At 64.3% G+C, this 22700-nt stretch carries 20 protein-coding genes; 7 read left to right on the forward strand and 13 right to left on the reverse strand.

Annotated elements, in window-relative coordinates:
• The first annotated feature begins 67 nt into the window (after window positions 1–67).
• Together IPP28_04295 and IPP28_04300 are read left to right on the forward strand one after the other, a co-directional pair.
• Window positions 68–799, forward strand: a complete 732-nt coding sequence (locus tag IPP28_04295; GenBank protein MBL0040271.1) for a glycosyltransferase family 2 protein — start codon at window positions 68–70, stop codon at window positions 797–799.
• Between the two features lie 59 nt (window positions 800–858).
• Complete coding sequence (locus IPP28_04300) at window positions 859–1164, forward strand: lipid-A-disaccharide synthase N-terminal domain-containing protein (GenBank protein MBL0040272.1); 306 nt, start codon at window positions 859–861, stop codon at window positions 1162–1164.
• A 6-nt stretch (window positions 1165–1170) separates the two neighbouring features.
• Here the strand turns inward: IPP28_04300 and IPP28_04305 are convergent, their stop codons facing one another.
• Window positions 1171–4086, reverse strand: a complete 2916-nt coding sequence (locus IPP28_04305) for a diguanylate cyclase (protein MBL0040273.1) — start codon at window positions 4084–4086, stop codon at window positions 1171–1173.
• 98 nt (window positions 4087–4184) lie between these two features.
• Here IPP28_04305 and IPP28_04310 point away from each other — a divergent pair, with 98 nt between their 5' ends.
• The gene (locus IPP28_04310; protein MBL0040274.1) at window positions 4185–4931 is read left to right on the forward strand and encodes a pyridoxine 5'-phosphate synthase; all 747 of its coding nucleotides are present in this window, start codon (window positions 4185–4187) and stop codon (window positions 4929–4931) included.
• 69 nt (window positions 4932–5000) lie between these two features.
• Here IPP28_04310 and IPP28_04315 read toward each other — a convergent pair whose 3' ends face one another.
• From IPP28_04315 to dnaA, 12 genes are all read right to left on the reverse strand, one after another.
• The gene (locus IPP28_04315; GenBank protein ID MBL0040275.1) at window positions 5001–5408 is read right to left on the reverse strand and encodes a biopolymer transporter ExbD; all 408 of its coding nucleotides are present in this window, start codon (window positions 5406–5408) and stop codon (window positions 5001–5003) included.
• Between the two features lie 15 nt (window positions 5409–5423).
• The gene (locus tag IPP28_04320; GenBank protein ID MBL0040276.1) at window positions 5424–5831 is read right to left on the reverse strand and encodes a biopolymer transporter ExbD; all 408 of its coding nucleotides are present in this window, start codon (window positions 5829–5831) and stop codon (window positions 5424–5426) included.
• Between the two features lie 30 nt (window positions 5832–5861).
• Window positions 5862–6650: a MotA/TolQ/ExbB proton channel family protein gene (locus tag IPP28_04325; protein ID MBL0040277.1), complete on the reverse strand. Its 789-nt coding sequence runs from the start codon at window positions 6648–6650 to the stop codon at window positions 5862–5864.
• 85 nt (window positions 6651–6735) lie between these two features.
• A complete protein-coding gene (locus IPP28_04330; GenBank protein ID MBL0040278.1) occupies window positions 6736–7398 on the reverse strand; it encodes an energy transducer TonB in 663 nt (220 codons plus the stop codon).
• A 184-nt stretch (window positions 7399–7582) separates the two neighbouring features.
• The gene (locus IPP28_04335) at window positions 7583–8920 is read right to left on the reverse strand and encodes a tetratricopeptide repeat protein (GenBank protein ID MBL0040279.1); all 1338 of its coding nucleotides are present in this window, start codon (window positions 8918–8920) and stop codon (window positions 7583–7585) included.
• Between the two features lie 174 nt (window positions 8921–9094).
• On the reverse strand, window positions 9095–10063 hold the full coding sequence (locus IPP28_04340; GenBank protein ID MBL0040280.1) for an alpha-L-glutamate ligase-like protein: 969 nt from the start codon (window positions 10061–10063) through the stop codon (window positions 9095–9097).
• Between the two features lies 1 nt (window position 10064).
• Complete coding sequence (locus tag IPP28_04345) at window positions 10065–11642, reverse strand: inactive transglutaminase family protein (GenBank protein MBL0040281.1); 1578 nt, start codon at window positions 11640–11642, stop codon at window positions 10065–10067.
• A 54-nt stretch (window positions 11643–11696) separates the two neighbouring features.
• Complete coding sequence (locus IPP28_04350; protein ID MBL0040282.1) at window positions 11697–12542, reverse strand: hypothetical protein; 846 nt, start codon at window positions 12540–12542, stop codon at window positions 11697–11699.
• A gap of 10 nt (window positions 12543–12552) precedes the next feature.
• Window positions 12553–14967, reverse strand: coding sequence for a DNA topoisomerase (ATP-hydrolyzing) subunit B (gene gyrB / locus IPP28_04355; protein MBL0040283.1), 2415 nt, complete (start codon window positions 14965–14967; stop codon window positions 12553–12555).
• Window positions 14968–15049: 82 nt separating this feature from the next.
• On the reverse strand, window positions 15050–16144 hold the full coding sequence (gene recF / locus IPP28_04360) for a DNA replication/repair protein RecF (GenBank protein MBL0040284.1): 1095 nt from the start codon (window positions 16142–16144) through the stop codon (window positions 15050–15052).
• Window positions 16145–16211: 67 nt separating this feature from the next.
• The gene (gene dnaN, locus IPP28_04365; protein ID MBL0040285.1) at window positions 16212–17309 is read right to left on the reverse strand and encodes a DNA polymerase III subunit beta; all 1098 of its coding nucleotides are present in this window, start codon (window positions 17307–17309) and stop codon (window positions 16212–16214) included.
• A gap of 207 nt (window positions 17310–17516) precedes the next feature.
• Window positions 17517–18851, reverse strand: coding sequence for a chromosomal replication initiator protein DnaA (gene dnaA / locus IPP28_04370; protein ID MBL0040286.1), 1335 nt, complete (start codon window positions 18849–18851; stop codon window positions 17517–17519).
• Between the two features lie 163 nt (window positions 18852–19014).
• Between dnaA and rpmH the strand changes: the two genes are divergently transcribed.
• From rpmH to mnmE, 4 genes are read left to right on the forward strand one after another with little or no spacing between them, the layout of a single operon-like run.
• Window positions 19015–19155 carry a 50S ribosomal protein L34 gene (gene rpmH / locus IPP28_04375; protein ID MBL0040287.1) on the forward strand — a complete coding sequence of 47 codons (141 nt, stop codon included), beginning with the start codon at window positions 19015–19017 and terminating at the stop codon, window positions 19153–19155.
• Window positions 19156–19169: 14 nt separating this feature from the next.
• Entirely contained in the window at window positions 19170–19571 is a 402-nt protein-coding gene (gene rnpA / locus IPP28_04380) for a ribonuclease P protein component (protein MBL0040288.1), read from the forward strand.
• Between the two features lie 29 nt (window positions 19572–19600).
• Complete coding sequence (gene yidC, locus IPP28_04385; GenBank protein MBL0040289.1) at window positions 19601–21301, forward strand: membrane protein insertase YidC; 1701 nt, start codon at window positions 19601–19603, stop codon at window positions 21299–21301.
• Between the two features lie 4 nt (window positions 21302–21305).
• Window positions 21306–22646, forward strand: coding sequence for a tRNA uridine-5-carboxymethylaminomethyl(34) synthesis GTPase MnmE (gene mnmE, locus IPP28_04390; GenBank protein MBL0040290.1), 1341 nt, complete (start codon window positions 21306–21308; stop codon window positions 22644–22646).
• Window positions 22647–22700: the final 54 nt, after the last annotated feature.

The following is a 22700-nucleotide window of genomic DNA, read 5'->3' on the forward strand; positions in this document are numbered from 1 at the left end:
CTCGCGCCGCATCGGTTAGCGTGCGCGCCATGTCGCCGCCCTCGCGGCGGATCGATCCAGGTTTCACGTGTCCGCACCCGAACTCTCCGTCGTCGTTCCGGTCTTCAACGAACGCGACAACGTCACCCCGCTGGTCGACGAAATCGTCGCTGCATTGCGTGGTCGCATTACCTTCGAAATCGTCTATGTCGACGACCACAGTCGCGACGATTCACTGGCCGTGTTGAAGTCGCTGCAGGCGCGTGTGCCGGAGCTGCGGGTGCTGCACCATGTCACCCAGAGCGGCCAGAGCACGGCGGTGCGCAATGGCGTGAAGGCTGCGCGCGGCGCGTGGATTGCGACGCTCGATGGCGACGGCCAGAACGATCCGGCCGATATTCCGAAAATGCTGGCCGCCCGCGCCGGTGCCTTGCCGGAGACCAAGCTCTTTGCCGGTTGGCGGGTGAATCGCCAGGACAGCGGCAGCAAGCGCTGGGCGTCGAAGGTCGCGAATGCGATCCGCAGCCGCCTGCTGCGCGATGACACCCCCGATACCGGCTGCGGCATCAAGCTGTTCGAGCGCGAAGCTTTCCTCGACCTGCCGTATTTCAATCACATGCATCGTTACCTGCCGGCACTGATGCAGCGGGCCGGCTGGAAGACGCTGAGCGTGCCGGTGAACCATCGTGCGCGCGGCGCCGGCGTCTCGAAGTACAACAACCTCAATCGCGCCCTGGTGGGCATCGCCGACTTGCGCGGCGTGGCCTGGTTGATCCGGCGTGCCAAGCGCACCGCAGTACAAGAAATTACTAACGACTGAGTCGCTAAGCTGGGCGACTTGCTTCGGAGCCTGGCTCCGGATTCCGCTTCGGGGAACACATGTCCGACTTCTTCGCGTCCTGGGCGCACAACTTCAATTTCTGGCTCGCGATCGGCTTTCTCGGCCAGGCGGTTTTTGCGTCGCGCTTCATCGTGCAATGGTGGTTCAGCGAACGCGCGAAGCGGGTCGTGGTGCCGACCGTGTTCTGGTGGCTGTCCCTGGGCGGGGGCTTGGTCCTGACGGTCTATGCGATCCACAAACGCGATCTGGTCTTCACGCTCGGCCAGTTCTCGGGACTGTTCATCTACAGTCGCAACCTGTGGCTGCTGCACACCGCGAAGCGGCGCGAAGTCGTCACCGACTGACGCGATTCAGATCGAACGGCCGCGTTCGACGCGATTGCGGCCGAGCTTCTTGGCGCGATAGAGCGCAGCGTCGGCCTCGTCGAGCAACTGTGCCGACTTCAGGCCACCGCGCGGCACGCAGGCCGCGACCCCGACGCTGACGGTCACTTCCCGGTCCTTGCCGAAGGCCTCGCAGCGCGCGCGCACCGCGTGCGCCCGCGTGGTCGCCTCGTCGATGTCGATGCCGGGGAGCACAATGACGAACTCTTCGCCACCGAATCGTGCCAGCAGCTCTTCGGGTTCATGCACGTCGAGCTCCAACTGGCGGGCAATGCCACGCAGCATTTCATCACCGAGCAAGTGGCCGTGCTGGTCGTTGTACTGCTTGAAGAAGTCGACATCGACCATCAGCACCGCCAGGGTCTGGCGATGTTCGGCGAGGCGGTTCCAGGTGCGCAGGTAGAACTGTTCGAAGCCGCGCCGGTTGGTGATGCCGGTCAGGCCGTCCTGCACCGCCAGCCGCGACAGCCGCTGGTTGGCGATTTCGAGGTCGCGGGTGTGGGCCGCGATCTCGCGTTCGAGTTCGACGTTGCGCTCGTGCAGCTTGCGCGAACGGTAGCGGCCCCAGGCCCAGGCCAGCAGGGAACCGAACAGCAGCACCAGGGCGGCCGCCGTCCAGGCTGCGGCACGCGTTTGGTACCAGCGGGGCTGCACCCGGAACCGGAAATCCAGCGTGTCGCTGGCCTGTCGTCCGGCGCGCGTGCGCGCCTGCACCCGCAGGTGGTAATCGCCCGGCGCCAGTCGGTTGAATTCGCGCATCTGCGCTGTCGACCAGTCGCTCCAGACGGCGCTGCCGTCATTGCCTTCGAGCTGACTGCGGTATTCGACCGCGCTGTCGTGGCCATCGATGCCGTATTCGAAGCGCAGACCTTCCAGCGGCGGCAGCGCCAGCACCGCGAGGCCACGACGATCGAGCAGGCGCGTCTGACGGCGCGCATCGGTCAGCAGGGCGCGGTGCATGCGCAGGTGAAATGCCGTATCGCCGGCATTGGCGAGGCGCGGGTCATAGGTCAGCAGCCCACCCCAGGCCACGACGGTCAGACGGCCATCATCGGCCAACGACAGTTCGCTCACCCCAAGCACCCGGCGCGACTCGATGCGCAACGGCTGCCACTGCCCCCCCTGTTCGACCCAGACATCGCGACTGGTGAAGGCGTACTGATGGCCGGGGCCGCCTCGGAATTCGATCTCGTTGAGTCGCTGTCCGGCCAGCGCGACCAGCGGATGCCCGGGCTGCGCGATGAAGCGCTCGTCCCGCCATTCGTAAAGGTCATCGCCCAGCGTCGCATAGGTCTTGCCGCCGATCTGCCACACGCTGCTGCCGGCGTCCGCAACATCGCCCAGGCCGGATTCGCGGCCGAGCGGCCGGATCGCGATGTGCGGACCAGTCGCGTCCACGCTGCGCGTCACGAGTTGCGGATATCCGCGCCAGTTGCCGATCAACCAGCGGTCGGCCGCAAGTTCGACCAGGGTCGAGATGGTGACCTCGCCAAGATCGTGGCGCGTTCCGGCGCGCCAGGTCGCGGCGTGGTCCAGTTCGAGGATCGAAGTGCTTTCCAGCGTCAATACGCGACCCGGCACGAAAGCGGATGGAATCAGTTCGAACACGCCGTTGCTGTCGATCAGGCGCGTTGCCTGGTCGGCATGAATGACCTGGATACTCTTGCGTTCGCCGACCAGCAGATCGTCACCGACCCGCTGCAGATCCCAGACCTCGTCCGGTGCCCATGGCAGCGACTGGAACCGCATGCGGCCCTGGTCATCGCGACCGGAACGGAACAGACCTAGCGAGGTCGCGACCCAACGTCGCCCTTCGAACCATTCGGCATCATTGAGTGCACCGAACAGGCCATCTTCTTCGCCGACGAAGGTCCATGGCGAGGGCCACTCCATCCGCACCAGATCGCCCTCGGTCGAAAACCACAACCCGCCATCGACATTCGCGACCACGTCGGTGATCGGATAATTGCTGATGCGATACTGCTTCTTCAGCGCCAATTGGGCATCGACGATGGCGACCTCACCGGACAGCGTGGCCAGCGCGAAGTCGCCGTCGGCGAGGGCCGCCACCGCATAGACCTGGGTGCGCTGCATCCAGGCGTCGTAGGCGGTGTCGACGTGGCGCAGCCCATGTTCGGCGTCGCCGAGATACAAGCCCTTCACACGCGAACTGAACAGGGTGCCGTCCGGGTGCGGCGCTGCGCTCTGGACGCCATAACGGGTGAATTCCTCACCCCCCGGCACCGGCACGAAGGCCTTGCCGTCGAAACGCATCAGGCCGTGGTCGACAACCCGCGCCCAGATCTCGTCGCCGACACGCAAGCCGGTCTGCACGTCGTTCGGGGTCGGCCAGCTTTCGGTCGCGCCGTCCCGGTCGACATGGAACAGGCGCCGCTCGCCGAGAAAATACTGGCCATCCGGGAGTTCGGCCACCAGCCACACTTGGCCGAGCGGATGCGCATCGGGCACGTCGCGGAATTGTTCGTCGATATCGGTGTAGGTCCAATGACCGTCCGGTTGTTCGCCGAAGGACCCGAACTGGTCGTAGCCACCGACGATGACGCGGCCGTCGCCACTCAAGGCCACCGAGCGCACCGACATTTCCTGTTCCGCATGCAGGTGCTCGAAGCGACCGGCCGAGTACAGCAACACGCCCTCGACATTGCCGACGAACACCCGGCCGCTGGCATCGGTGGCGATGGCGTTGTGCTGCGGCATCACGCTGTAATGCTCGGCGTTGAAGCGCGTCAGCATCGGTACGCCGCTGGCATCGGCCGCGGCGAGACTGTCGCCGGTCTCCGGCGCAGCCCATGCGCCTGTGCCCCAAGCCATCGCCAGGCCCACGAGGCATTTGAGCAGTTTGCGCGCTGCGGCTACCGGCATGACCGCATTTCACCACAGGGTTTGGCGGCCAGCACGGCCGATTCAGCATTGTTGACCAAGCATTGGGTCGACAGTGTGGGCTATGGCACACTGCCGCGATGACCCGGCTCAGCGTGAATCTGAACAAGATCGCCGTCCTGCGCAATTCGCGCGGGGGCGCCCTGCCCGACGTTCTGGCTGCGGCTCGCGTCGCCATCGCGGCGGGGGCCGACGGCATCACCGTGCACCCTCGCCCGGATCTGCGCCATATCCGCCCGCAGGATGTGCTCGCGCTCGCCGACATGCTGACGGTCGAATTCAACGTCGAAGGCAATCCGTTTGCAGGCCCTAATGCACAGGGCTATCCCGGCTTCATCGAACTGGTGGAAGCGGTACGCCCGGCCCAGGTCACTCTGGTGCCGGATGACGATGCCCAGATCACCTCCGACCACGGTTTCGACATCGCCCGGGACAGCGAACGTCTGCGACCGGTCATCGCCCGCCTGAAGCGCAGCGGCGCTCGGGTCAGCCTGTTCATGGACGCCGGTTCGACATCGGGACGCGCCCTCCGCGCCCTTGGCGCAGACCGCATCGAGATCTATACGGGGCCCTATGCGTCCGCATTCTCCGGCGGCCGCTACGAGGTGGAATTGGCGGCCTGTGCGCACACTGCAGCCGATGCGCGCGCCGCCGGGCTGGCGGTCAACGCCGGCCACGACCTCGATCAGGACAATCTGGCCTCGTTGCTCGCCGCAGCCGCACCGATTGCGGAAGTGTCGATCGGCCACGCCCTGATCAACGATGCGCTGTATGCCGGATTGGCGACCACCGTGCAGCGTTATCGCAGCCTCTGCGGCAGCGCCTGATTTCCGCGTCGGCACAAACAAAAAGGCCGGACTCGCGTCCGGCCTTCGGTCGTTCAGGATGGGCGTCGCTCAGCCTTCCGGCGATGCGAACCCGATCTTCTTGTAGCCCACATTCTTCGCGGTGCCCATCACGTCCGCCAGCACCTGGTATTGGGTCTGGTCGTCCGCCTGGATCTGCAGCACCGGCTGCGGATTCTTCTTGGACTCGAACTCGATCTGCAACTTGAGGATTTCCAGCGAGATCGGCTGACCGTTCCAGAACAGTTCGCCGTTGGCGCGAATGCCCAGATCGATCGGTGGCGGCGGATCCTTCGGCGGCGGCTGCGTCGATTTCTGCGGCACGTCGATCAGGATGCGATTGGTCGCGGCCGGCGCCGTGATCATGAAGATGATCAGCAGCACCAACATCACGTCGACCAGTGGCGTGACGTTGATTTCGGCCATCGGCCCGCCGGAGTTGTTGCTTGAGAAAGCCATTGCGCGCCCCTGCGGTTATTTGTTCGGCTCGGTGATGAAACCGAGCTTGCGGATGCCGGCATTCTTGACTGTCGCCATCGCCTCGGCGATCTGCTTGTACTGCGTGGTCTTGTCGGCGCGCAGCTCGATCATCGGCTGGGGCGTCCGCAAGGCCTCGCGGCGCAAACGATCTTCCAGTCCGCGCTGGTCGATCAACGCATCGTCGAGGTACATCTGACCGGCATCATCGATCGCCAAGGTCATGGGCGTGGCCTTCTCGTCTTCGGCGGCGGTGACCGTCTTGACGGGCAGGTCGACCTTGACCTTGTGGTTCATCATCGGCGTCGTGATCATGAAAATGATCAGCAGCACCAACATCACGTCCACGAGTGGCGTGACGTTGATTTCCGCCATCACGCCGCCGTCGTTACCACCTGCTGACATTCCCATTGCGGGCTCCCGATGCGGCTTCGATCACTTCTTCATCGGCTTCGGGCCGGCGCCTTCGACGCGCGAACCGGTGGCGAAGAAGTCGTGCAGGTCATGCGCGAACTCGTCGAAGCGGGCCATGATCTTGCGGTTGCTGCGCGAGAAGAAGTTGTACGCCAGCACCGCCGGGATCGCGACGAACAGACCGATCGCGGTCATGATCAGCGCTTCGCCGACCGGACCCGCGACGACGGTGATGTCGGCCGTACCCGCTGCACCGATGTTCAACAGTGCGTGGTAGATGCCCCACACGGTGCCGAGCAGGCCGACGAACGGCGCCGACGAACCGGTGGTGGCCAGCCAGGTCAGGCCGTTTTCCAGCTTCGAGCTCTCACGGGCCACGGCCTGGCGCAGGGCGCGGTCGATGAACTCGGAACGATTCAGGGCTTCGACCAGACGCGAACCTTCGTGGCGCTGGTGATGGGCAGCGGCCGAGGCGCAGTCGAGCGCGATCTTCGAGAACGGTTCGCCCTTCGGCTGCTCTTCCATGAAACGCACCGCATCGGCCGCCGACGGGGTTTCCCAGAACGTGCGGATGACCTTTTCCATCTTGCCGGTGATCGACGTGTTGCGCATCGCGTTCATCACCGTGTAGATCCAGCTGACGATCGACATGATCACCAGGGTCACGAACACCGTCCAGCCCACCCAGTCGAAGTTCTGGATCAGGTGATCGAAGCCCATCTGCTGGAGCGCAGCGGCATTGGAAGTGTCGCCGGCCACCACGGCATCGGCCGCGGCGTCGACTGCGGCGGGCGAAGTCGCTTCGGGCATGCTCGCAGCAGCTGTCGCGGCATCGGCAGGAACAGCCGCGGCATCGGCAGGCTGGGTCGTCTGGTCTTGTTGCATGGCAATACCCTTAGGAGTTGAGCGTGAACTTGATGGGAACGAGGACGCGGCCTTCGACCGGGCGACCGTCGCGTTTCTCTGGATTGAACTTCCACTGGCGAACCGCCTTCATCGCTTCCTGATCCAGTTCGCGATGACTGCTCGACTTGTGAATCTCGATCTTGAGCGGGCTGCCGTCGATACCGACCGTGACGACCAGCACGACCTCGCCTTGCAGGCGACGCCGCATCGCGATCGGGGGATAGCGCGGCGGACGCATCTTGCGGTAGCTCGGATCTTCCGACGCGCCCACGGTTTCCGGAATGACCGGGGCCGGCGGCGCAGGTGGCGCGGGCGGCTCGGCTTCTTCGGCCATTTCGTTGGGTTCGTCGAACACCGGACGTTCGTCGACCGGCGGCGGCGGCGGTGGTGCTGCCTGCGGCTTCTGCTCGACGACCTTCTTGATCTCTTTCGGCGGCTCCGGCGGCGGCGGCGGCGGCGGCGGGGGCGGCGGCGGCGGCTCGATGAAGGTGACGTCGATCACCTGGTCCTGTTCTTCCTCGATCGCATCCGGAGGCATGACCGGTGCAATCAGGAACATGAAAGCCCCTGCGTGCAGGGCCAACGCGAACGATTGCCCGGCGACGCGGCGCCAGCTGAATCCTGTTTCGGTGTCGTTATCAATACTCGACATGGGGGTCTCGGTTCTGCGGAGGCCGTGGTTTCGGCCCGATCGCCGGACGGGTCCGGGCAAGGGGGTCGTGATTATAACCACGGCCAGTTGTCTTCATTCCAGCCTCCGCACAGGATCTTCCCTGCACGTTACAGCTCCATAACGAACCGCTTCGCCCCATGGGGTTGGCAATTCGGGTACTGAATCACATCTTGGCCGCGCTCTTCAACCAGCTTTCGGCGCTCGCACGCGTCGCCTCGAAGCCGGTGGCCTTCTTGTAGGCGGCCACCGCGCCGGCCTTGTTGCCCAGGCCGAGTTCGCAATTGCCGAGCAGGATCCAGGCCTGACCCTCGCTCTTGAACGGCGTTTTCTTCAAGGCCTCTTTCACCGCGGCAAGCGCTTCCACGTTCTTGTCGCCTTCGTACAGGGTATAGGCCTGCAGGAATTTCATCTCGCCGTCACCGGCCAGTTGCGCGGCCTCGCCGAACGCCTTGGCCGCATCGAGCGGCTTGTCGGCCAGACGGTTGGAATCGCCGAGTGCGCGCAGATGCTCGAGCGAGCGCGGCAGGGTGCCCTTCGCGAATCCGTCCTCGATGATCCTGATCGCCTCCAGCGGACGATCGCCGAAGTTGAACAGCTGATACAGCTGCTTGACCTCGGATTCACTGTTCATCATCCCCTTCGCATAGGCCGCGGACAGCAGGGCCACCGCCTTGTCCTGCTGTTCGGCCTGGATGTAGACGTTGCCGAGCAGGCGCGTGATCGCCTTGTTGTCCGGCAAGGCTTTCAGTGCCGCCTCGCCTTCCGCCACCGCTTCCGGGAATTTCTCCTGCTCGTAGTAGCAGGCCATCAGCAACTGGTACCAGGCTTCTTTCGGCTGCGGGGCGAGCGCGATCGCCTTGCGCAGGGCAGCCGCGGCCTCATCAAGCTTTTCCATGCGGTACAGCGACTGGCCCTTGATGATGTAGGCCGTGTCGGTTTCGGAGCCCGTCAACTTCAGCCACTGATCGATCGTCGTGACCGCGTCCTCGTACTTTTCCTCGTTCATGCTCGAGTTTGCGTACTGCAGCAACGCACCGAAGTGCGAGGCATTGGGCAGCGCGTCGAGATCCAGCGACTTGCGGGTGTATTCGAGCACCTTGGCGACATCGTCGTCGCGCTCGCTGGCGATGTTCGCGAGACCTTGGTAAGCCGTCGCCTTTTCGTAGTTGTTGGCCTTGGCATCGGCCAGCACTTCGCCGAACACCTGTTCGGCCTCGTCGTACTTTTCGTCGTACAGGGCCTTCACTGCCTTGTCGATCTTCCGGCCGAGCTTGCTCGATACCTTGACCTCGGGTTCCGCGCGGGTCGCATTCGGATACGGATTCTCGGCGACTTGCTGCTTGCTCTTGTTCTTCTCGGCATTACGCGCCGCGCGGGTATTGGACGCGCGCTTGTCGACACCGCCGCTCTCGGACTGGGCCAATGCCGTCGAAAACGGAACTGCGACCAATGCAGCGGCACTAAGCAGCGCAACAGCCATCGGGAAGGCCAGACGTTTCATGGTTCACCCCTCGAGAAGGAGACTGGCCGGCGTCCTGCCAGCAAAAAGGTCGCAGAGCGTAGCCGTGGCAAGACGGTGTCACAAGCGGTGTTGTTTGAATGTTACGAAGCGCCGGGTGCGGTGAAGGTCGCTCGCCAGCATTCAGCACGGATGTGCCGGAAGCCATGACGCGGATCAGGTGGTCGGGAAATTCGCCTTTGCAAATGCGACCCGTTCGGCCGGATTCTTCGACAATTGACCGGCGCGCTCCAGCGCCTGGACCTTGCGCAATCGATGCAGGGCGCCATTGCCATTCGCGATCTGGATGGCGAGACCGGGGCGCGCATTCAATTCCAGCACCAACGGTCCGAGGTCCTTGTCGAGCACGACGTCGACGCCGACATAACCCAGTTCGCACAACTCGTAGGCCTTGGCGCCGATCATCAGCAACTCGTCCCAGCGCGGAATCTGCAGGCCGGCGATGGAGTGTTCCGTATCCGGATGCTCACGGATGATTTCCGAATTCCATACGCCACGCCGGGTGATGCCGGTGGGGATGTCGATGCCGACGCCGATCGCGCCCTGATGGAGGTTGGCCTTGCCATCCGACAGCCGCGTCGGCAGGCGGATCATCGCCATCACCGGGTAACCGAGGAAGCTGATGATGCGCACATCCGGCACGCCCTTGTAACTGACGTGCTCGAACACCGGGTCGAACTGCACGCAGTATTCGATCAGGATGTGGTCGGGCTGGCCACCCAGCGAGAACAGGCCCGACAGCATGTTCGAGAGATGATGGTTGAATTCGTCGCGCGTCATGAACGAACCGTTCGAGCGGCGATATTTGTCGCCACGCCGACCGGTGATCACGAGGATGCCGTCGCCGCCGGAACCGTGGGCCGGTTTCACGACGAAAGACTCGCGATCCTTGATCTTCTCGTGCACTTCCTCGATCTCGTGTTCCTCGCGCACCACCGCGTACAGGGCCGGCACCGGCAAGCCGGCCTTGAGCGCCATCTTCTTGGTGATGAGCTTGTCATCGACACGCGGATAGAAGCGGCGCTGGTTGTAGGCGAGCACGAATTCGGCATTGCGCTGGCCGATGCCCATCAACCCGATCTTGTGCAGGCGCCGCGCGGTCTCGAAAGGATTGAACAGGCCCATGTCAGGCTCCGGCCGGTGCGTCCGGCTTCTCGGGCGGCGGCGCAATCGGGTCCGGGTCGCGGGCCAGTGCGCGGAAGCGCAGCAACTCGCTCAGGCGGTAGCCCGAATAACGGCCGAGCAGCAAGGTGACCGCGAGCAGCACCAGCAGCAGTTCCGGGAACACGAAGATCAGATGCTGCAGCCGCGGCTGGCCCATCGCCATGTAGGCGAGCGCGGCGATCGCGAGCGACCCCAGCGCCTGCTTGATCGCGTAGCCGGCGCCGCGTTCTTCCCACGCCACCGACACGCGTTCGATGGTCATGGTCAGGATGATCATCGGGAACAGCGCCACGTTCAGACCGACGTTGAAGCCGAGCTTGTTCGATACCACCGACACCAGCGCCATCAGCAGCACGACGATGATCAGCACGGCCGTCAATCGCGGCACCAGCAGCAATTTCAGGCGCTCCATGTAGAAGCGCACGAGCAGACCGAGGCTGATGATCACGGCGAACAGGATCAGCCCGGCGACCAGCCCGGTCCAGTTGAATGCGAGTGCGACCAGCACCGGCATGAAGGTGCCGAAGGTCTTGATGCCGACCAGGTTGCGCAGGATCAGCATGATGAAGGCGCCGACCGGCACCAGCAGCAGGATCTTGAAGGTCTGCTGGGTTTCGATCGGCAGGTTCAGCAGCGAATAGGCGATGAAGTTCTCGTCGCGACTGCGCAGGTTTTCCTTGGCCGTGTCGAGCGCATCGGCGAGGCTGCGTTGCAGCGTGAACGCGACATGCGCGCGCGGATTGTCGTCGACCGTGAGCACCGGCTTCTGCGCCGTGCTCCAGACAAACAGGTTGTCGGGCAGCCCTTCGGCGCCGGAGAGCGCATCGATCGGGCGCCATTGCTTCAGCTCGGTGTCCCAGATGCGCAGGAACGGCTTCAATTCGGTTTCGACACTGCCGTCGTTGAGCTCGAACCCGTACATCAGTCGCGCCGAAATCTGGCGGTCGGCCAGCAGGTCGATCGCGAGCAGCGCGCGTTCTTCAGGCTTGTCGCGCTTGCCAAGCAGCAATGCGACTTCCTCGCTGGGTTGGCGGGCGTTGATCTGGCGCACCAGCTCGGAAGCGAAGGTCGTGGAATCGACGGACTTCTCGCGCACCTGGTCGAGCAGGCTAGCGCGCGCGGTCGCGAACGGTTCCTCGTGCACCCTGGTTTCCGGTGCCGACGGTGCGATCGGCTCGGCCGCCGGATGGTCGTCGCGGTAGATGGTCGCTCGGTAGTACAGGGCCTGGGTGCCGCTGGCGCGACGGATTTGCCATTGCACCTCGCGCGCGCCGCGGCTGCGCTCGATGTTCATGCCGTAATTGCGCGCGACGAAATTCTCGTCGATCACCGAATAGCCGGGCGGGTTGTGCGGAATCTGCAGGGTGACCTTGTTTGGTCCGCTGCGCGCACTGAACTCGATGCGTGCCTGCACTTCCCAGACCTCGCTGTCGCTCTGCGGTGCGACCGGAAAACGCAGCACTTTCCACTTGTAGTAGAAACCGGCAACGCCAAGCACCGCCAGAATGAGGGCAAGCAGGTACAGCTGAGTCTTCTTCATCGTGCGCTTCGCAGGCATCCCCGTGTCGTCACCAGTATAGCCATGCGCTGCGCGCTACTGGGCAGCGACGGCCGGCATGCGCGCAAGGAATCCGGACTGCGGCCGCGCACGCATCAGTTCGCGACCGCGCAGGCGGACGCGGTCGCGCGCACGCTCGCGTTCGAGATAGCTCATGCAAGTGTCGACCAGCTGCGCATAGTCTGAAAACACGAGGCCACCCTGCCATTCGGCTTCGGCCTGCGGGTCGCCGCCTTCCGACACCACGAAGCGGGCGTTCGCGAGCAGATAGGAAACACGCACCTGCTCGAACACCTGGGCATCGTAGAAATGCAGGTTGAGCACGATCTTCGAGCGCGCGATCCAGGCGTCGCGCTCGCGGCCATAGACCCCGAACAAGGGATGCACCTTCACGCCGAAACGCGCCAGGGATTCGAGCACCGCGATCCGGCGTTCGTTCGGCGACCCGTAGAACAGCACGTCGATGTCCTGCAGCGACGCCGCCACGATGCGTTCCAGGCCGGCGCTGTGTCCAACCGGCATCAGCTCGGCATGCGTGATGCCATGCCGCCGCACCAGCGCCTCGCGGTTGCGTTCGCTGTAATCCCAGAGCGCGTGGTCGCGGAACAAGGCGAGCAGCTCGGGCGTGATCCAGCTGCTGCTGCGATCGATCTGTTCGAGGTTGTAGAGGATGGCATCGTCCGGCACGGCCAATCCGTACAAGGGCAGCAAGTGCGGTGCCAGCACGATGGCGCGGCGATCGGCATGGTCGGCACGATCGCTGCGGATGGCGTCGTGCCCGAGTGTGGCCAGACCTTCGACAAGGCCCAGTGCGATCTCGTCGAAGGCCCGACTGTGCGGATAGTCCGGTAGCCGCGGGATGACGACGGCGTAGCGCGGCATCCCGTGACCGTTACACGTCGAGGTTGGCGACGCGCAACGCGTTCGACTCGATGAATTCGCGCCGCGGCTCGACCACGTCGCCCATCAGGGTCGAGAAGATCAGGTCGGCGGCGACGGCATCCTCGATGCGAACCTGCAGCATGCGGCGGGTTTCCGGATTGACCGTGGTTTCCCACAACTGTTCCGGATTCATTTCGCCGAGGCCCTTGAAGCGCTGGATGGTGCGGCCCTTCTTCGCCTCGTCCATCAGCCAGGCCTGCACGGCGTGGAAATCGCTTGCCGCGACCTGCCGGGAACCGCGTTGCACGCGTCCGTCTTCACCAATCAATCCATTGATTTGACTGGTAATTTCAGCGATCGGCGCATAGTCGGCAGAGAGGAAGAACTGGCCCGGCACGATGCTGTCGGTGCTGAGGCCGTGGTGCTGCTTGCGAATGCGCAGCAGCGCGCCCTGCTCGCCCTGCGCCGCTTCGGCGTGAATCTCGTACTGCGGTCGGCCGAGGCCCCGCGTGTTCAGGCGTCCGGTCACCTGCTGGGCCCAGGCCGCGAGCTTCTCGCCATCGGCCAGCAAGGCGCTGTCGATCGGCGCGACATCCAGCAAGGCGGCAAGGAAGTTCGCATCGACGCGCGTCGACAGGCGATGGATCTGGTCCTTCGCGGCCTGGTAGTCGCGCAGCAGCTTTTCCAGACCGGCGCCACGGATCGGCGGCGTGCCTGCACTCGGATGCAGTTCCGCGTCCTCGACCGCATTGTTGATCAGGTAGGCGGCCAGCGCGGCCTCGTCCTTCAGGTACATCTCCTGCTTGCCCTGCTTCAGCTTGAACAGCGGCGGCAGGCCGATATAGATGTAGCCGCGCTCGATCAGCTCCGGCATCTGCCGGTAGAAGAACGTCAGCAGCAAGGTGCGGATGTGCGAACCGTCCACGTCCGCGTCGGTCATGATGATGATGCGGTGGTAGCGCAGCTTGTTGATGTCGAACTCGTCCTTGCCGATGCCGCAGCCGAGTGCGGTGATCAGGGTGCCGACTTCGGCCGAACCGAGCATCTTGTCGAAGCGCGCCTTCTCGACGTTGAGGATCTTGCCCTTGAGCGGCAGGATCGCCTGGGTGCGACGATTGCGCCCCTGCTTGGCGGAACCGCCGGCGGAGTCGCCCTCGACCAGGAACAGTTCGGACAGCGCCGGATCCTTTTCCTGGCAGTCGGCGAGCTTGCCGGGCAGGCCGGCGATGTCGAGCGCGCCCTTGCGACGGGTCAGTTCACGCGCCTTGCGGGCCGCTTCACGCGCGCGCGCGGCGTCGACCACCTTTTCGCAGATCGCGCGCGCAACCGCCGGATTTTCCTGCAGGAAATCGGCGAACTTGTTGCCGATCACCGATTCGACCGCACTCTTCACTTCCGAGGAGACGAGCTTGTCCTTGGTCTGCGAGCTGAACTTCGGGTCCGGCACCTTCACCGACAACACCGCGATCATGCCTTCACGCATGTCGTCGCCGGTCGGCGACACCTTGGCCTGCTTGAGCAGGTTCGAGGACTCGATGTAGTTGCCGAGCGTGCGCGTCAGCGCTGCCCGGAATCCGGCGAGATGGGTACCGCCGTCTTTTTGCGGGATGTTGTTGGTGAAGCAGAACATGCGTTCTTCATAGGCGTCGGTCCATTGCAGCGCGACATCGACCGAAATCTGCTCGTGGGTACCGATGAAGCTGACGACCTGCGGATGCAGTGGCGTGCGCAGTTGCGACAGATGCTCGACGAAGCTGCGGATGCCGCCCTGGTAGGCGAACACATCGTGCTTGCCTTCACCGCGTTCGTCGCGCAGTTCGATGCGCACACCCGAGTTCAGGAAGGCCAGTTCACGCAGGCGCTTGGCAAGGATGTCGTAATGGAACTCGACGTCCGAAAAGATCTCGGTGCTGGGCAGGAAACGCACCTGGGTGCCGCGTTTCGCGCTGGCTTCGACTCGCTTCAAGGGATATCGCGGCTCACCGAGGCCGTATTCCTGCTGGTGATGGAAGCCTTCGCGCCAGATGTCGAGCCACAGCGTGGACGACAGCGCATTCACCACCGACACGCCGACGCCATGCAGGCCGCCGGAGACCTTGTAGCTGTTGTCGTCGAACTTGCCGCCGGCGTGCAGCACCGTCATCACCACTTCCGCCGTGGAGCGCCCTTCCTCGTGCATGCCGACCGGGATGCCACGGCCGTTGTCCAGCACCGACACCGAGCCGTCGGTATGGATCGTGACCAGCACGCTGTCGCAATGACCCGCCAACGATTCGTCGATCGCGTTGTCGACAACCTCGAACACCATGTGGTGCAGGCCGGTGCCGTCATCGGTGTCGCCGATGTACATGCCGGGGCGCTTGCGGACGGCGTCGAGACCCTTGAGAACCTTGATGCTGCTGCTGTCGTACTCTTGCTCGGTCATTCGGCTTCCCGTCGTAGGGGGCACGGATCCGGAACCCGCGGAGCGGGCGGCGTCGACGTGCGTGGGATGGGTGTGAAGTATATCAAGCCGGCGTGACAAGACCCTGTTCCACGTGGAACAGACGCCACGAGTCGGTTCGGCTGCGCAAGGCTTCCGGGATCGCCGTACCGGTGATCCAGACCTGCAGGCCGGCCGCGAATACCCAGTCCAGCACCCGCATCAGATGTTCGGCATCCAATTCGGAGGCGAGATCATCCAGCAGCAGCACCGGCCATTCGCCGACGCGGGCGCGGAAGTGTTCGACCTGGGCCAGTTCCAGCGCCAGCGCGGTCAGCTTTTCCTGGCCGCGTGACAGATGCTCCCGGCGCGGCGCCGCGGCAAATGCGATCGACCAGTCGGCGCGCTGTGCCCCGAAGCGGGTATGGCCGCGGTCACGATCCTGCGCCCTGCCCTCGGCATACGCCGTTCGGATCGCGTCGATCGAAGCACAGTCGCGCTCGCCGAAACCGGACACCAGGTTCAACTGCACCGTTCCCAGTTCCGGCAGGAACGCGACCGCCTTCGCTGCCACGGGTTCACGCAACTCGTCCAGCACTCGGCGCCGCGCATCGGCAATCACCACGCCGGCCTCGGCCAGTTCGAACTCCCAGGGTTCGAGCAACTGATCTGCCCAGCCGGCACGCAAACCAGCATTGCGTTGCCTGAGTGCCCGCTGGTGCCTGCGCCAGGCCGGCAGAAAGTCCGGTTCCACGTGGAACACGGACCAGTCCAGATAGGCGCGTCGCAATTCCGATGCGCCCGCAATCAGCGCATGCGAGCCCGGTTCGAAACAGACCACAGGACAGATGCGAAACAGATCGACCAAACCGGACACGTCGGTCTCGTCGACCCGCGCCGACCAGATCGACGCAGCGCGCCGCAACCCGATCCGACTGCGGCCGCCCTGCTCGCGCTCGACTTCCGCGAACACGATGCTTTCCGACGCACCGCGCTGAATCACGGCATCGCGCTGACCGGACCGAAAGCTGCGGCCGTAACCGAGCAAGTGCATCGCTTCCAGCACCGTGGTCTTGCCGGCGCCATTCGCACCCAGCAGGAACTGCACGCCGCCCGTTGAAACGATGCGCGCATGCTGGACACAGCGCAGGCCATCGATGTCGAGACGCAGGATCTTCATGACCCGCAAAGACAACGGCCCCGGGGATACCGGGGCCGCGTGTTCGGGACTTGACCCACCGACGTCGTCACAGACGCAGCGGCATCACGACATGGCGCGAGCGATCATTGTCGGCATCGCGGACCAGACAGCTCGAATTGCCGTCACGCAGACACAGCATCACGTTGACGCCCCGCAGGGACGACAGCGCGTCCTGCAGATAATTGACGTTGAAGCCGACGCTGAGCCCATCGACCACGCTTTGGACTTCCAGCACCTCGGTCGCCTCTTCCTGCTCCGGGTTGTGCGCGACGATCGTCAACCGACCCGGCGCGACATCGAGCTTGACCCCCCGATACTTCTCGTTCGACAGGATCGCCACGCGCTGCAAGGCCATGCGCAACTCGTCGCGCGGCAATTGCACGATCTTGTCGGCGCCGATCGGAATCACCGCCTCGTAGTCCGGGAAGCGACCGTCGATCAATTTCGACGTGAACACGAAATCGGCACGGGTGACGCGCAGGTGGTTCTTGCCGAATTCCAGCTCCAGCGCGCCGTCGCCGTCGAGCAGGCGTTGCAGCTCGTTGACGCCCTTGCGCGGAATGATGATCTGACGCTTGGCCTTGATCGGAACATCGGTGCTGGTCTCGCACAGCGCAAGACGATGCCCGTCCGTGGCGACGCAGCGCAGGGCGCCTTCGCGCAGATCGAGCAACATGCCGTTGAGGTAGTAGCGGACATCCTGATGCGCCATCGCGAACGCGGTGCGGTCGATCAGCTCCTTCAGCGTGGTTTCCGCCAGCGTCACCCGTTCGACCACATCGATGTCATCAACGGTAGGAAATTCCGCTGCCGGCAAGGTCGAGAGCGTGAAGCGGCTGCGCCCGGCCTTCAGGGTCACGCGTTCGCCGGTCTGGCTCAGGTCGACGCGACTGCCATCCGGCAAGGCACGCACGATGTCGAACAACTTTCGCGCCGGCAAGGTCGTTGCGCCGTCGGCGCTGTCCTCGACCGCGCAGCGTGCCGACAGTTCGACCTCAAGATCGGATCCGGTGAACCCGACCGATCCGTTCGTCACTTCCACCAGGACATTGGCGAGGACAGGCAGGGTCTGGCGTCGTTCCACCACGCCGACGACCTGGGTCAAGGGCTTGAGCAGGGCTTCCCTTTGGATGCTGAAGCGCATGGGCCTCCCTCTTTATCGTTCTTTGTTTATATGAAGATGGTGATGATGATAGGCGTTGGGGATAACTGCAAGACACAGCCACAACCTGTTGTGGCTGTAGGCTCACCGGTGGAGCAAATCTTGTGTGTGAGTGCCCGGAAGCCCGGTGGATCATTTGTGGACAACTTTGCTCCAGAACTTGTCCACAGGGCTTGGCCGGGGTTGTCCTCAACCTGTTAGCGCGCGGATCAGTTTGTCCCAGTCTTCCCGGGTCTTGCCGTCGGTCTCGCGCAATTCGGCGATCAGACGGCACGCATGCAGCACCGTGGTGTGGTCGCGACCGCCGAAGGCATCACCGATTTCCGGCAGGGAATGCGAGGTCAATTCCTTGGTCAGCGCCATCGCCGTCTGGCGCGCGCGGGCCAATTGCCGCGTACGTCGCTTCGAGAGCAGATCGGCCACCCGCAACTGGTAATAGTCCGCGGTCAGTTTCTGGATGTTGGGAATGCTGAGCGTACGTTCCTGCACGGTCAGCAAGTCACGCAGCGCTTCCTGGGCGAATTCGATGGTGATGGCGCGGCCGGTGAAATGCGCGCGTGCGACCAGCGTGTTGAGTGCGCCCTCGAGGTCACGGACATGGGAACGCATGCGCCGCGCGACCATGAAGGCCACGTCTTCCGACAGCACGATGCCCTTCAGCTCGGCCTTGCGCAACAGGATGGCGGCACGGGTTTCGAAATCCGGCGGCTCGATCGCCACCGGCAGACCCCAACCCAGACGCGAGGTCAGGCGAGGCTCCAGATTCTCCACTTCCTTGGGGTAGCGGTCGCAGGTCAGGATGATCTGCTGGTTCGACTCGAACAGCGCATTGAAGGTGTGGAAGAACTCTTCCTGGGTGCGGTCCTTGCCGGCAAAGAACTGGATGTCGTCGATCAACAGTGCGTCGACCGAGCGGTAGCGGTTCTTGAACTCGTCGATGTTCTTGCTCTGCAGCGCCTTGATCATCGCGCTCACGAACTGCTCCGAGCGCTGGTACAGCACGCGGAAGCCGGGGTTGTTGCGGCGCATCAAGTTGCCGGCGGCGTACATCAGATGGGTCTTGCCGAGGCCGGTGCCGCCATAAAGCAGCAACGGGTTCGATTCGCGTCGACCCGGGTTCAACGCGACTTGGTAAGCCGCGGCGCGACCGAGCTGGTTCGACTTGCCTTCGACGAAGTTGTCGAAGGTGTAATGCGGATCAAGGTTGGTCTCGAATTCGGGGTCGAACGGCACCGCCGCGGTGCCATTGTTCGGGAGCTGGGTCCGAACCGGCTCCATCGCGCGCGGACTGGAACCGACTTCGAGCCGGACTTGCAGATCGGCACCGGCGAGATGTTGCGCCACCACTTCGATGCGCGACAGGAAACGCTCTCGCACGACGTCCAGCACGAATCCGTTCGGCGCCAGCAGGCGCAATACGCCGTTGCCACCCCCGACCTGCAGCGGTTTCAGCCAGGTCAGAATGTCCTGCTCGCTGTACTCGGACTCGAGGCGGTCCAGCAGGCGTTCCCAGAGTGATAGCATTGATGCCGCGCGCGAAAAACGACGCTGACCGCGTCGGGCCAGCCAGTGTACCAGCGCCGGCTCTGCCTCCCGGACAGCCGCCGCTCATCATGGACCTTGACGCAAGCCCGCGATCTGCATAAGATTCGCGCCCTTTTTTCCAAACCCTTTCAGCGGTGTTGTCATGGCGACCAAACGCACGTTCCAACCGAGCAATCTCAAGCGAGCCCGTGATCACGGATTCCGCGCCCGCATGGCGACCAAGGGCGGCCGCAAGATCCTGAACGCCCGCCGCGCCAAGGGCCGGGTTCGCCTGATCCCGTAATCAGGCCGGTCGGAATGTCCGCCGCGGGATTCCCGCGAACTGCGCGCATCCTGGCCAAGCATGAGTTCGATCTCGCCTTTCGAGCCGGCCTCAGTGCCGGCTCGAAGCTTTTCCGGGGTCTGGTCGTCGCTGATGGTTCGGCCAGACTCGGCATCACCGTACCCAAGCGGGCGGTGCCTCTGGCCAGCAGCCGCAATCGCATCAAGCGCATCGTGCGCGAAGCCTTTCGGCTGCGTAGCGCCAGCCTGCCTGCGTTCGCCTTCATCGTCGTCGGACGTGGCGAGATCGCTCAGGCCGATGCCCAGGCCATCCGCGCCGACGTGGAAAAACTGTTCGATCGCCTCGCCGCGTTGAAGCCGGCGCCCGCGCCCGGCACAATCGCCGACCTTTCTCGGGCTGCGACCGACGCGCCCTGATCCTTCTTCCCTTCGTAGCGAATCCCCCAATGAACAACGCGCGCAGTTTTCTCTGGATCGCGCTGGCGGCCCTCGGCTTCCTGCTGTGGAACGCCTGGCAGAACGATTACCACCGTGCCCAGCCCTTGCCGGCGATCGCCGACGCCGTCGATGTCGAACGTCCGTCCGGCGATCGTCCTGCCGACCTGCCCTCGGCCGATGGTGCGCCGGTCGTTGCCGGCGGCGATACGGCCGGCGCCGTCGACACCACGGCGACTGAACCGGTGCCGGCCGGTCGCATCATCCGAGTGGTCAGCGATGTGCTGGAACTCGAGATCGATACCCGCGGCGGCACCGTCAGCAAGGCCAACCTGCGCCACTATCCGGTCAACGCCGGCGAGCAGACGCCGACCGTGCAGCTGTTCGACGGCAGTGGCGAGCACTTCTTCGTCGCGCAGTCCGGCCTGGTGTCGAGCGCATCGGCCGCACCCGATCACCGTGCGGTCTACACCGCGACGCAAGACGAGTTCCGTCTCGGCGAAGGTCAGGATCGCGTCGACATCCCGCTGAGCTGGACCCGTGATGGCGTCACCGTCACCAAGACCTACACCCTTAAGCGCGGCGACTACACGATCGATGTCGCGACCAAGGTCGACAACGGTGCCGCCGCGGAGTGGTCGGCCAGCGCCTACACGCAGCTCACCCGCACCTCGCCGATCGTGAACCGCAAGTTCTCGTTCACCAATCCGGAGCAATACAGCTTCGTCGGTGCGGCCTGGTACAGCCCGGAAGAAAAGTTCGAGAAGCTCGGCTTCGACGATTTCGTCGAAGAACCCTTGAACCGCACCATCACCGGTGGCTGGGCAGCGCAGCAGCAGCACTATTTCTTCGCCGCCTGGATTCCCGAGGCCAGCGAAGCCCAGGCCTACAGCACCGCGGTCATCACCGACCAGGGCGCGCCGCGCTATCTGATCCGCCAGATGGGACCGGCCTTCAAGGTCGCGCCCGGCGCCAGCGCCACGCGCACGTCGCGTCTGTACGTCGGCCCGAAGCAGCAGGAAAAGCTCGATGCCGTTGCCCCGGGACTGGGCCTGACCATCGATTACGGCAAGGTCACGATCTTCGCGAAGCCGGTGTTCTGGCTGCTCAATGCGCTCCACAAGCTGGTGCAGAACTGGGGTTTCGCGATCATCCTCACGACGCTGCTGGTGAAGTTGCTGCTGTATCCGCTGTCGGAAACACAGTACCGGTCGATGGCCAAGATGCGCAAGGTGCAGCCACGCATCGAGGCGCTGAAGCAGCGTTACGGCGAGGATCGCCAGAAGTTCAATCAGGCGATGATGGAGCTGTACTCGAAGGAGAAGATCAACCCGGTCGGCGGCTGCTTCCCGCTGCTGCTGCAGTTCCCGGTGTTCATCGCCCTGTACTGGGTGCTGCTGGAATCGGTGGAATTGCGCCACGCGCCTTTCATCGGCTGGCTGACCAATCTGTCCGCGCGTGACCCGTATTTCGTGTTGCCGGTCGCCAATGCCGCGATCATGTGGATCACCCAGAAGATGTCGCCGTCGCCGGCCGGCATGGATCCGATCCAGCAGAAGGTGCTGCAGTACATGCCGCTGGTGTTCTCGATCACCATGGCCTTCTTCCCGTCGGGCCTGGTGCTGTACTGGACCATCAACGGCGCGCTCGGCCTGCTGCAACAGTGGATCATCACCCGACGCATCGAGGCCGGCGAAAAGAAGGCCGCGTGATGCGATGACGCCGCGCGACACCATCGCGGCGGTCGCCACCGCACCCGGCGCGGGTGGCATCGGCATCGTGCGCCTGTCCGGTGCCGACGCCGCAGGCATCGCCCGCCGCTTGTGCGGCGTCGACGTGCAACCGCGACACGCGCATTACGCCAAGCTGCGCGATGCCGAGTCGGACTTGATCGACCGTGGCCTGGTGCTGTGGTTTCCCGGGCCGCATTCCTTCACTGGCGAAGACGTCGTCGAATTGCAGATCCACGGCGCGCCGGTGGTACTGGCGCGGCTGCTGGCGCGCTGCATCGAACTGGGGGCACGCCCGGCCCGTGCCGGCGAATTCTCCGAGCGCGCGTTCCTCAACGGCAAGATCGATCTCGCCCAGGCCGAAGCCATCGCCGACCTGATCGCCGCGCAGTCCGAGGCGCAGGCACGCGCCGCGTTGCGATCACTGCAAGGCGAGTTCTCGGCGCGCGTGCAGGTGCTGCTGAAATCGCTGATCGATGCACGCCTGCATGTCGAGGCCGCGATCGATTTTCCGGAGGAGGAAATCGACTTTCTCGCCGACGGCCAGATTCTCGCGAAACTCGACACGATCGCCGGATCGCTCGATACCTTGTTGCGCGACGCCGAACGCGGCCAGCGCCTGCGCGATGGCCTGCATGCCGTGATCATCGGCGCCCCGAACGCCGGCAAGTCGAGTCTGCTGAACGCACTGGCAGGCAGCGACCGCGCCATCGTGACCGACATCGCCGGGACCACCCGCGACCTGCTGCGCGAAGCGGTGAACATCGACGGCATCGAGATCACCCTGGTCGATACCGCCGGTCTGCGCGAATCGCCGGATGTGATCGAGTCCGAAGGCATCCGCCGTGCCCGCAGCGAACTCGCCCGTGCCGATCTCGCCCTGCTGGTGCTCGCGCCCGATGACGAATCCCGCATCGATGCATTGCGTGCGGAAGTGCCCGCAGGAGCGGCCATACTGGTCGTGCACAACAAGTCCGACCTCGCCGATCGCAGCGGCGGAACATCGCCCGACGCGACCGATCATCTGCACGTGTCGGCGACGACCGGCGCCGGACTTGAAGCGTTGCGGGCCGCGATCCGCCGCCACGCCGGTTTCGGCGACGGCACCGAAGGCAGCTTCAGTGCCCGCGCCCGCCATGTCGCCGCGCTGCAACGGGTGCGCGATGCGCTGGCCAACGCACGTCTGCGCCTCGTTCACGATCGCGCCGGCGAACTCGTCGCCGAGGAATTGCGCCTCGCCCAGCAGGCGCTGTCCGGCATCACCGGCGAATTCACTTCCGACGATCTGCTCGGGGTGATCTTTTCGAGCTTCTGCATCGGGAAGTAGCCACTTCGTCCCAGGATCGCGGTGCGTCGCTTCCGCCTTCGCGTGCACGGTGCT

The sequence above is a fragment of the Lysobacterales bacterium genome, assembly GCA_016721845.1.
Classification (GTDB): Bacteria; Pseudomonadota; Gammaproteobacteria; order Xanthomonadales; family Ahniellaceae; genus JADKHK01.

What these genes read in the sequence shown, in the direction of transcription:
- IPP28_04300 (MBL0040272.1), top strand. Translation starts at nt 859, where the DNA reads ATGTCCGACTTCTTCGCGTCCTGGGCGCACAACTTCAATTTCTGGCTC.
- IPP28_04305 (MBL0040273.1), bottom strand. Translation starts at nt 4,086, where the DNA reads ATGCCGGTAGCCGCAGCGCGCAAACTGCTCAAATGCCTCGTGGGCCTG.
- IPP28_04310 (MBL0040274.1), top strand. Translation starts at nt 4,185, where the DNA reads ATGACCCGGCTCAGCGTGAATCTGAACAAGATCGCCGTCCTGCGCAAT.
- IPP28_04315 (MBL0040275.1), bottom strand. Translation starts at nt 5,408, where the DNA reads ATGGCTTTCTCAAGCAACAACTCCGGCGGGCCGATGGCCGAAATCAAC.
- IPP28_04320 (MBL0040276.1), bottom strand. Translation starts at nt 5,831, where the DNA reads ATGTCAGCAGGTGGTAACGACGGCGGCGTGATGGCGGAAATCAACGTC.
- IPP28_04325 (MBL0040277.1), bottom strand. Translation starts at nt 6,650, where the DNA reads ATGCCCGAAGCGACTTCGCCCGCCGCAGTCGACGCCGCGGCCGATGCC.
- IPP28_04330 (MBL0040278.1), bottom strand. Translation starts at nt 7,398, where the DNA reads ATGTCGAGTATTGATAACGACACCGAAACAGGATTCAGCTGGCGCCGC.
- IPP28_04335 (MBL0040279.1), bottom strand. Translation starts at nt 8,920, where the DNA reads ATGAAACGTCTGGCCTTCCCGATGGCTGTTGCGCTGCTTAGTGCCGCT.
- IPP28_04340 (MBL0040280.1), bottom strand. Translation starts at nt 10,063, where the DNA reads ATGGGCCTGTTCAATCCTTTCGAGACCGCGCGGCGCCTGCACAAGATC.
- IPP28_04345 (MBL0040281.1), bottom strand. Translation starts at nt 11,642, where the DNA reads ATGAAGAAGACTCAGCTGTACCTGCTTGCCCTCATTCTGGCGGTGCTT.
- IPP28_04350 (MBL0040282.1), bottom strand. Translation starts at nt 12,542, where the DNA reads ATGCCGCGCTACGCCGTCGTCATCCCGCGGCTACCGGACTATCCGCAC.
- gyrB (MBL0040283.1), bottom strand. Translation starts at nt 14,967, where the DNA reads ATGACCGAGCAAGAGTACGACAGCAGCAGCATCAAGGTTCTCAAGGGT.
- recF (MBL0040284.1), bottom strand. Translation starts at nt 16,144, where the DNA reads ATGAAGATCCTGCGTCTCGACATCGATGGCCTGCGCTGTGTCCAGCAT.
- dnaN (MBL0040285.1), bottom strand. Translation starts at nt 17,309, where the DNA reads ATGCGCTTCAGCATCCAAAGGGAAGCCCTGCTCAAGCCCTTGACCCAG.
- dnaA (MBL0040286.1), bottom strand. Translation starts at nt 18,851, where the DNA reads ATGCTATCACTCTGGGAACGCCTGCTGGACCGCCTCGAGTCCGAGTAC.
- rpmH (MBL0040287.1), top strand. Translation starts at nt 19,015, where the DNA reads ATGGCGACCAAACGCACGTTCCAACCGAGCAATCTCAAGCGAGCCCGT.
- rnpA (MBL0040288.1), top strand. Translation starts at nt 19,170, where the DNA reads ATGTCCGCCGCGGGATTCCCGCGAACTGCGCGCATCCTGGCCAAGCAT.
- yidC (MBL0040289.1), top strand. Translation starts at nt 19,601, where the DNA reads ATGAACAACGCGCGCAGTTTTCTCTGGATCGCGCTGGCGGCCCTCGGC.
- mnmE (MBL0040290.1), top strand. Translation starts at nt 21,306, where the DNA reads ATGACGCCGCGCGACACCATCGCGGCGGTCGCCACCGCACCCGGCGCG.